The organism is Roseibium sp., from assembly GCF_050301095.1.
In the GTDB taxonomy this organism is placed as follows: domain Bacteria; phylum Pseudomonadota; class Alphaproteobacteria; order Rhizobiales; family Stappiaceae; genus Roseibium.
Map to the genome: position 1 here is coordinate 1 of NZ_JBNKYW010000093.1, position 8945 is coordinate 8945.

Genomic DNA, 8945 nt, shown 5'->3' on the forward strand with positions numbered 1-8945 from the left:
CAACGAGACCGGCCGGCCGGATGGCGCGACCGTCGACACCAACGGCAATTACTGGAGCGCGGGTGTATCCGCCGGAGTGCTCAACTGCTTCGCTCCCGACGGAAACCTGCTGCACGCAATCAAACTGCCGGTCGAAAAGCCGACCATGCCGTGTTTCTGTGGCCCTGATCTCGACCATCTGATCGTCACCAGCATCAAACAACCATCCGACCCGACCGCCATGGAGCCGGACACGCTGTCGGGCGGTCTGTTTCTCGTGGAAGGACACGGTCAGAAGGGGCTGAAGACCTATCGGTTCAAGACGTAACCCAGCAATTGATACGGCCCGTCAATACCGGCAGCCGCGCACCCTGACCGGTTTCCACACAGTCTGCGCGGGCTGGACGAGTACCTGCCGGTTAACCGTTCGGTAGACGGCCGGTTTGCGGACCACCTGACGGGTGGCGGGCCGGACAAGAACCTTTTCCCTGACGGTCGAATAGATCGCGGGCTGGCGGACAGCCACTTTCGAGGCGGGCTGGACCAGAACCTGTTGGCCAACAGTCTGATAGACGGCCGGATGCTGCACCTTGCACAGGATCTTGCGGCCCTTGATCATGCGGTATTCCCAACCGATGCTGGCCGGCTGAACCTGGACCTGCCGGTACCGGGTCTGGTAGACCGCCGGTGTTTTCCGATAGCTCACCCGTTCGGGCTGCACCAGAACGCGGCGGGTCTGGAAGCTGTACACCGCAGGGTTTTCAACCATATAACTGCTGGCGGGCTGGACAAGAACCTGCTGTTGCACCGTCCTGTAGACGGCCGGAACGGTCGCCTGCTCGTAGCAGGAGAGCGCCTTTCCGCCCGCTGCCACGGATGTTGCCAGAAACGGACTGATTGTCAGCGCGGCAAGCGCGCTCCAGAACCTGTGACGCATGGTACTTCCCCCAGTCTGGTGCGAAAAAGCTCCGCATCCATGACTTTAGGGAAGTTGCCCAGGAGGAAAAAGCGAAAAAGTTAATTTCCGTTAAGAAATGCAACCTGTGCTGTCAGGCATCCTGATCCTGACGCGGCCCTTTTTCGTACTCTGTATCTTCGTTGATGATGTGGCGCGCCTCTTCCGGCACCCATTCGCCCCAGCGCGGCTGAAGCTGGTGGTCGACGGAAATCCGGTCATCGAAGACGAAGCATTCGCCCTTCCACAGGCTCTGCTCTTCCGGCACCTTTTCAATGTAGTTCAGGATGCCGCCTTCCAGGTGATAGACCTCGTCGAAGCCGTTCTTCAGCATCCAGGCGGTTGCTTTCTCACAGCGGATACCGCCGGTGCAGAACATGGCCACCTTCGGCTTCTTCTGAAGCTGCTCCTCGCCTTCCACCCAGGACGGGAACTCGCGGAACGACTGGGTTTTCGGATTGACCGCCCGCTCGAATGTACCGAAGGCGTATTCATAGTCGTTGCGCGTGTCGATCACGACGACATCCGGATCGGAAATCAGCGCATTCCAGTCTTCCGGCTTGACGTATTCACCGACGATTTCGTTCGGGTCGATCCCGTCGACCGCAAGGCGCACGATCTCCTGCTTCAGCCGCACCTTCATGCGCTTGAAAACATGCCGGTGGGTCCAGGCTTCCTTGTGGGTGAGATCCTTCAGGCGCGGGTCGGCGCGCAGATGATCCAGAACCGCCCGCACGCCCGCTTCCGGTCCGCAGATCGTGCCGTTGATGCCTTCGGACGCCAGCAACAGGCTGCCGCGCACATCGTGCGCCTCGCAAAAGGCCTTCAGCGGATCGCGCATTTCCTCGAAATCCTCGAGTGGCGTGAACAGGTAAAGGGCGGCTACCAGAAAGTCGTTCATCGGGTTTCTTTTCTCGGGCAATGCTTGCGGACGTTCAGGTGAACGCGCACATGATGCCCTGACGCTTTGAAATTGATCCAGGGACCGGGTCCGGCTGGACGCAAAGGATCGTCACGGCCGCGCTCCGGTCAGCTGACGCCTCTATACAGCCCTCGCCCCCGATGTGCAAAGTCTGCAGTTTTCCGGATAATCGCGGACGCGGAACCTCCTGAGCGAAACAGCTTCAGAAACCACCGCCACGCCATTGCCCCTGGAAATTCCCCATTTGCGTTCCTGTCGTATCCTCACCCGTGAACCCCTCGGTCCGGATCATGAGAATGACATCACAGAGGAGTTCGCGGATCTTGGCATCATGGACGGGATATCTGCATTCCACGGCCTTTTTCAGCCAACCGCCAATCGACTTGACCGCGTCATCCGTCGGCGTGGCTCTCGCGTAGTTGTCACGAATGTATTTGCGCATGTGCGCTTTCCATTCGGACTTTCGGGCGCTCACATATGTAGAAACATACTGGCTCTCATAGGCCTCGATTTCATCCTTTGTTCCGGGCTTCTTCAAGGGATCGAAGCGCGGGTTGGCAACCTTGACCAGATTGTTCTGAATGACTGCGCCCGGTTCGGCCACGACGTCCAGTCCGTGCATGCCCTTCGCCGCAAGGTTCAGTTTGTCCAGCGCCAGCTTCAGTGGAGTTTTTGCCCTGCTGTACTGGGCTTCGGACAATAGCAACTTCATTCGAACCTCCAGATCCGGATCGGAACGCGGAACTATAGACCGGATCGGTTGGCGGCAAAACTGTCCCGCAGGCTTCCCGCCAGGCAAATCGGCAGGATCCCGTCTGAACCTGTTTGAAAACCGTTAGACAAGAAACGTCGCGGCCCCTCGGGGCGTCGGTCAAGACATGCGAGCCGGTGGAACAGTCCGCGGGCCAGGCCTTCAATGAGAGCCTCCCGGATCACCGGAAAACGCCAATGCGGTTTGAACGGCCGGCAAAACCGTCCCCTTCCCCTTTGACCGAAACCGGGACCGGATACCCGGAGGCCGCCCCAAAGCCGCGCGCCGAAAGAGCCTGACTTCGAACCGGAACTGGGGCACACTTGGGCAAGGATTGGCCGGAAATGCCGGCCCGGATCCGCAACGGGGACATCATGGCCGGTGACATCAAAGCCTGGCTGGAGGCCATCGGACTTGGCAAATACGGCGAAGCCTTTGCCGATGCCGAGGTGGATCTCGACACGCTGCCCCTTCTGGCCGAAGAGGACCTGAAGGAGCTCGGTCTGCCGCTCGGTCCGCGCCGCAAGCTTCAGAAGGCTCTTGCCGGCCTGTCCGGCAGTGAAGAAGCACCCGGCGAACAACCGGAAGCCGCCCCCCGGCAACCGGCCGACGAGCGCCGTCAGGTCACCGTCCTATTCGCCGATCTCAGCGGGTTCACCAGGCTCTCCAACGAACTGGGTTCGGAAGAAACGCACGCGCTGCTCAACCGGTATTTCAACATCGTCGATGCCGCCGTCAGCACCTACGGCGGCAAGATCGACAAGCACATCGGCGATGCGGTCATGGCGCTTTTCGGCGCCCCGATCGCCCGCACCGACGATCCGGTGCGCGCCTTGCGGGCGGCGGCAGATATTCACACCGGTCTGCGCGACCTTCAAACCAGCGACGGACACAGCCTTGAGGCCCATATCGGCATCGCCAGCGGACAGGTTGTCGCCGCCCGGACAGGCAGCGCCTCCTTCAGCGAGTACACGGTGACCGGAGAGACGGTCAACCTCGCCTCCAGGCTTCAGGATGTGGCGGTTTCCGGAGAAACGCTGATCACGGCAGAGGTCTATCACTCCGCCTCGCACGCAGCCGAATGCGCGGCGCGGGGCGAGATTGCCGTCGACGGTTTCGAGCGGCCCATCCGTGTCTGGAGCGTTTCCGCTGTGCTGGAACCGGAAGCCCGGAGCGCACCCGGCCCCTTTGTCGGCCGCGAGATCGAATGCCGGCAGTTCCAGGCGCTTGCAGAGCAGACGGCGCAGGAGCGCCGGGGGCGCAGCATTCTCGTGCGGGGAGAACCCGGCATCGGCAAGACCATGCTCGTCGACCGGTTTCTCGCCATCGCCGGGGAACGGGGCTTCACCACCCACCGCGGCCTCGTCCTCGATTTCGGAACAGGCAAGGGCCGGGACGCCATCGGCGCACTCCTGCGCAGCCTGATGGGTCTCTCCCCGGCGGCCGGCGAAGATCAGCGCAAAGACGCAGTCAGACACATGATCCGGGAAGGCCGGGTGGCGGAAACGCGGGAGGTCTTCCTGAACGATCTTCTGGATCTGCCTCAACCCGTTGCGATGCAAGGCCAGTACGACGCGATGGACATGGAAAAGCGCGACGAGGGCAAACGGGCGACTTTCGCGGAACTTGCACGCAACCTTGCCACGCATCAGCCGCAGGTGATCGTGGTGGAGGACATCCACTGGGCGGATGAGCAAACCATAGGTTGCCTTGTCCAGCTTGCCTCCGGTCTTGCCGAAGTTCCCCTGCTGATGATCATGACCTCCCGCGCGGAAGCCCTGTCGGCGGCGGGAAGCTGGTCGGCGGCCTTGTTGAACGCCGTGACGACCACAATGGAAGTGCAGCCGCTGTCGAAGGCCGAAGCTCTGGAACTGGCCCGGGACCTGCTCCATATGGACAGTGCCCAGGCTGCCGCCATGGCGGAACGCTCACAGGGCAATCCGCTTTTTCTCGACCAGCTCGTGCGCAATGCTTCGGAAGACACCGATGATCTGCCCGGTACCATCCAGAGCCTGGTTCTGGCACGAATGGACCGCCTTGCACCGGCCGACCGCGAGGCCCTGCAGGCAGCCTCCGTGATCGGGCAGGACTTTTCCCGCGAAGCGCTGCTCGCTGTCGCCGCCTCGCCGGGTTACGATCTGAAACCACTGATCCTGAACAAGTTGGTGCACCCGCTCGGAACCGGTTTCCTGTTCGACCATGCGCTGGTGCGCGACGCGGTCTATTCCTCGCTTCTGACGGGCCGGAAACGCGAATTGCACAGCCGTGCGGCTGCCTATTTCTCCGGCTTCGATCCCGTCCTTCGGGCAGAACATCTCGAACGGGCCGGTGACCGCCAGGCGCCTGCGGCCTTTCTGGCGGCGGCCGAAGCGGAAGCGGCGGCCTACCGGACCGAGCGTGCCCACCGGCTGGCCCTGCAGGGCCTTGCCATCGCGCAGGAAAGCGCAGACCGGTTCCAGCTTCAGTGCCGCACAGGTGAATGGGAGCTTGATCTCGGACTTCCGACCAAGGCCAGGGAAAGCTTCGGCAAGGCGGCGGAGCTTGCCGCCACGGACGCGGACATCTGCCGCGTCAATATCGGTCTGGCCTCGGCTCTGCGCCTGACCGACCGGCAACCTGAGGCCCTGGCCCTCCTGGAAGATACGATGCCGGTTGCGCTCAGAACCGGCCACCCCGACCAACTCAGCCGGATCTGCCACCTTCAGGGAAACCTCATGTTCATTCTGGGCAAGCTGGAGGACTGCCGGAGCCGGCATCAAAAAGCCCTTGAATATGCACGCGAGGCAGCCTCGCCGGAACTGGAGGCACGGGCACTCGGCGGGCTCGCCGACGCCGCCTATGCGGAAGGCAAGCTGCTGACCGCCTACGAACAGTTCAGTCGCTGTGTGGCTCTCGCCGAACAATCCGGGCTCGGCCGGGTCGCCGTGGTCAACCGCAGCATGGTCGCGATCACGCAGATCACCACGGGCGACATCGAGGGAGCCCTGGAAACGACATTGGAGGCGATCGAGGCGGCCCGGAAAGTCGGGCAGGACAGAGCCGCCCTCGTCGCCCATCACGGCGCCCATGTGGCCCTGTGGTATCTTGGCAGGTCGGAGGAAGACCGGTCTCATTGTCTGCGGGCCCTCGACATGGCCCTACGGCTTGGCGCGCAGCTTTTCGAAGCCGAGGCCCTTTTGTTCCTGTCGGAGGTTGAAAGAAGCGCCGGCAACGGCGAAGCCGCCCTGGACCTTGCCCGTCAGTCGCTTGAGATCCAGCGCCGGACGGACATGAAGTTCCTGGGGCCGATGACACTTGCCGGACTCGCCTTTCTCACGAAAGACGCAGGTGAGCGCAACGCCTGCCTGAAGGAAGCCGCGACCCTGATCGCCGCCGGTTCGCTCAGCCACAACGTCATGTGGTTCTACCGCGACGCCATCGAACTGTCGCTCAACTTGGAAAACTGGGCCGAGGCGGACCGCTACGCCGACGCCTACGAAGCCTACGGCATGGCCGAACCCTTCCCCGCCTGCGATTTCTTCGTCAAACGTTGCAGGACACTGGCGCAGCTTGGCCGCGGTAACGCGGAGTTGGTGGACACCAACGCCTTGCGTGAGCTCCACGCTCTGGCAAAGACCCGGTATGTTCCTTTTGCGGAGAAGCTGGAATTGGCGTTGGAAAAAATGCGGACATCCTAGCTGGACACTTCTTGGAAACGAAATCTTCCAGCGACAAATAAAGAGGTACTTGTAAAAAAAATTACATGAAATTGCACTAGTGAAAGGTTAATAAGTTATTATTCTATATTGAATAACCTTGAACTTTCAGAGAAAAATTACGAGTCACTGAAATGAATATACCAATTTTATTCCTCGCGCTAATTTCTCTTTCAACGGCTGGACTTCTAGTGAAGTTTGGAAATCAAAATTTTGATGAATTGAAAGCGAGCTTTGGACTGGTTGGGCCGTCGTTATTTGCGTTGGCGGGTATCGCATTTTTTATTCTGGCGATTGTAATGGCCGTAAAATCTTTCAAGAAAAATTAGTCGCCACTTTTCATTCAGCAACGTCGGAATTGCGGCATAATCAATGTGCGCCTAACGTCACTTCCCGTTCAAGGCGCAAGGATTGCACCTTATCCGCAAACTGTCTGCAATTTCTTAGGAAGAAATGGTGGGTGAGTGGGGGCTCGAACCCCAGACCCGCTGATTAAGAGTCAGCTGCTCTACCAACTGAGCTACACACCCATCCGCGACGGCGCTGCGTGTTGCGCGGCGCGTCGAATGGCGGGTGTATATAATGCAGTTCACGACAACGCAATGGGGGGCGTGACACTTTTTTGTCAATGCGGCCATGCAAACACCGCGGAGAAGGAAGATAAGGCCCCTCCACGAAAGATCTTCTATTTCAGAACGTAAGATTTGGAAATTTTCAGAAACAATCGACATCTTTTGCGCAATTTTCGAATTTTAGGCTTGACCGGTCAGAACGGCCTCACTAGTGTGCGCCGCATCAAGACCGGGCCGGAAGCGACGGGCTTGTGCCAGCTTGTTGAAGTCGCTGACAATTCGGCGCTGCGCGGGCGGCGGGGAAATCTCCCTGAATTCGCGTCCATCGGGCCTGGCGGCCTGCAGCATCAAAGGACCGGGACGGCATGGCATTGTCGCTCATTCTAATCGTAGTAGGAAAGCGCGCCTCCGCGGCGGGATGATCCCCGTACGGACAGGATGGCGCGCGACCAAGGCTCCCGAAGGGGCCTTTTTTTGTACCCGCCTCCTGAAAACGCTTTTCGAATCGAACCGGATCTTTGACGCCGCATGCCACAAGGCGGATAAATATCGATTGTAAGAGCCAATGCCTGGAACGTCAGGCAGTTGAATTAAGGACGATGATAGAATGACACGGGAAATGACCGGCGCTGAAATGGTCATCCAGGCGCTGAAAGACCAGGGAGTTGACACGATCTTCGGCTACCCGGGCGGTGCAGTACTTCCCATTTATGACGAGATCATTCAGCAGGAAGGTCTTGAGCACATTCTCGTGCGTCACGAGCAGGGCGCCGGCCACGCGGCCGAAGGCTACGCCCGCTCCACCGGCAAGCCCGGCGTCGCGCTGGTGACCTCCGGTCCTGGCGCCACCAACATGGTGACTGCGCTGACCGACGCCATGCTGGACAGCATTCCGCTGGTCTGCATCACCGGCCAGGTGCCGACCCATCTCATCGGCAACGACGCCTTCCAGGAATGCGACACGGTCGGCATCACCCGTCCGTGCACCAAGCACAACTGGCTGGTGCGCAATGTCGACGACCTGCCGCGCATCCTGCACGAAGCCTTCTATGTCGCCACTTCCGGCCGTCCGGGCCCGGTCGTCGTCGACATTCCGAAGGACGTCCAGTTCGCCACCGGCACCTATCAGGGCCCGACGCCGAACCCGGCCTCCGCGCACAAGAGCTACCGGCCGCAGGTCAAGGGCGATGCCGCCAGCATCCGCATGGCCGCCGAACTGATGGCGGCGGCCAAGAAGCCGGTGCTTTATACCGGCGGCGGCGTCATCAACTCCGGTCCGCAGGCAACCCAGCTTTTGCGTGAACTGGTGTCCCTGACCGGCTTCCCGATCACCTCCACGCTGATGGGCCTCGGCGCCTATCCGGCGTCCGGCGACAACTGGCTCGGCATGCTGGGCATGCATGGCACCTATGAAGCCAACATGACCATGCACGACTGCGATCTGATGATCTGCATCGGTGCCCGTTTCGACGACCGCATCACCGGCCGGACCGACGCCTTCTCGCCGAATTCCCGCAAGATCCACATCGACATCGACCCGTCTTCCATCAACAAGACCATCAATGTCGACCTGCCGATCATCGGCGACGTCGCCCACGTTCTGGAAGACCTCGTCCGCATCTGGCGCGCCTCCTCGCTGAAATCGGACGCAAGCGCCATGAAAGCCTGGTGGAAACAGATCGACCAGTGGCGGGCCCGCAACTCGCTGGCCTACAAGCCGCATGACGATATCATCATGCCGCAATACGCGATCCAGCGGCTCTACGACCTGACCAAGCACCGCAAGACCTTCATTTCGACGGAAGTCGGCCAGCACCAGATGTGGGCGGCCCAGTTCTACGGCTTCGAGGAGCCGAACCGCTGGCTCACCTCCGGCGGCCTCGGCACCATGGGCTACGGCCTGCCGGCAGCCATCGGCGCGCAGGTCGCCCACCGCGATGCGCTTTGCGTCGACATTGCGGGCGATGCCTCCGTTCTGATGAACATCCAGGAAATGTCGACTGCTGTTCAGTTCGGCCTGCCGGTCAAGGTGTTCATCCTGAACAACCAGTACATGGGCATGGTGCGCCAG

The 8945-nt window shown here is 60.6% G+C and carries 6 protein-coding genes and 1 tRNA gene; 3 read left to right on the top strand and 4 right to left on the bottom strand.

Going from position 1 to position 8945, the window contains the following annotated elements; translation table 11 throughout:
- On the top strand, positions 1–307 hold a 307-nt coding region (locus tag ACQY7U_RS08355), incomplete at its 5' end, for an SMP-30/gluconolactonase/LRE family protein (RefSeq protein WP_428643448.1).
- 21 nt (positions 308–328) lie between these two features.
- On the opposite strand, the gene ACQY7U_RS08360 is transcribed toward ACQY7U_RS08355, so the two are convergent.
- The 3 genes from ACQY7U_RS08360 to ACQY7U_RS08370 all read right to left on the bottom strand — a co-directional run bounded on the left by ACQY7U_RS08360 (position 329) and on the right by ACQY7U_RS08370 (position 2568).
- Positions 329–916, bottom strand: a complete 588-nt coding sequence (locus ACQY7U_RS08360; RefSeq protein ID WP_428643450.1) for a hypothetical protein — start codon at positions 914–916, stop codon at positions 329–331.
- Positions 917–1028: 112 nt separating this feature from the next.
- A complete protein-coding gene (locus ACQY7U_RS08365; protein ID WP_428643451.1) occupies positions 1029–1835 on the bottom strand; it encodes a rhodanese-related sulfurtransferase in 807 nt (268 codons plus the stop codon).
- Positions 1836–2058: 223 nt separating this feature from the next.
- A complete protein-coding gene (locus tag ACQY7U_RS08370) occupies positions 2059–2568 on the bottom strand; it encodes a hypothetical protein (RefSeq protein WP_428643452.1) in 510 nt (169 codons plus the stop codon).
- Positions 2569–2951: 383 nt separating this feature from the next.
- On the opposite strand from ACQY7U_RS08370, the gene ACQY7U_RS08375 reads away from it, so the two are divergent.
- A complete protein-coding gene (locus tag ACQY7U_RS08375) occupies positions 2952–6284 on the top strand; it encodes an adenylate/guanylate cyclase domain-containing protein (RefSeq protein WP_428643453.1) in 3333 nt (1110 codons plus the stop codon).
- 472 nt (positions 6285–6756) lie between these two features.
- On the opposite strand, the gene ACQY7U_RS08380 is transcribed toward ACQY7U_RS08375, so the two are convergent.
- A tRNA-Lys gene (locus tag ACQY7U_RS08380) sits at positions 6757–6832 on the bottom strand.
- A gap of 649 nt (positions 6833–7481) precedes the next feature.
- Here ACQY7U_RS08380 and ilvB point away from each other — a divergent pair.
- Positions 7482–8945: biosynthetic-type acetolactate synthase large subunit (ilvB, locus tag ACQY7U_RS08385; RefSeq protein ID WP_428643454.1), on the top strand; the 1464-nt coding region annotated here is incomplete at its 3' end.

Coding starts and splice junctions, on each gene's coding strand:
- ACQY7U_RS08360 (WP_428643450.1), bottom strand. CDS start 916: ATGCGTCACAGGTTCTGGAGCGCGCTTGCCGCGCTGACAATCAGTCCG.
- ACQY7U_RS08365 (WP_428643451.1), bottom strand. CDS start 1,835: ATGAACGACTTTCTGGTAGCCGCCCTTTACCTGTTCACGCCACTCGAG.
- ACQY7U_RS08370 (WP_428643452.1), bottom strand. CDS start 2,568: ATGAAGTTGCTATTGTCCGAAGCCCAGTACAGCAGGGCAAAAACTCCA.
- ACQY7U_RS08375 (WP_428643453.1), top strand. CDS start 2,952: ATGCCGGCCCGGATCCGCAACGGGGACATCATGGCCGGTGACATCAAA.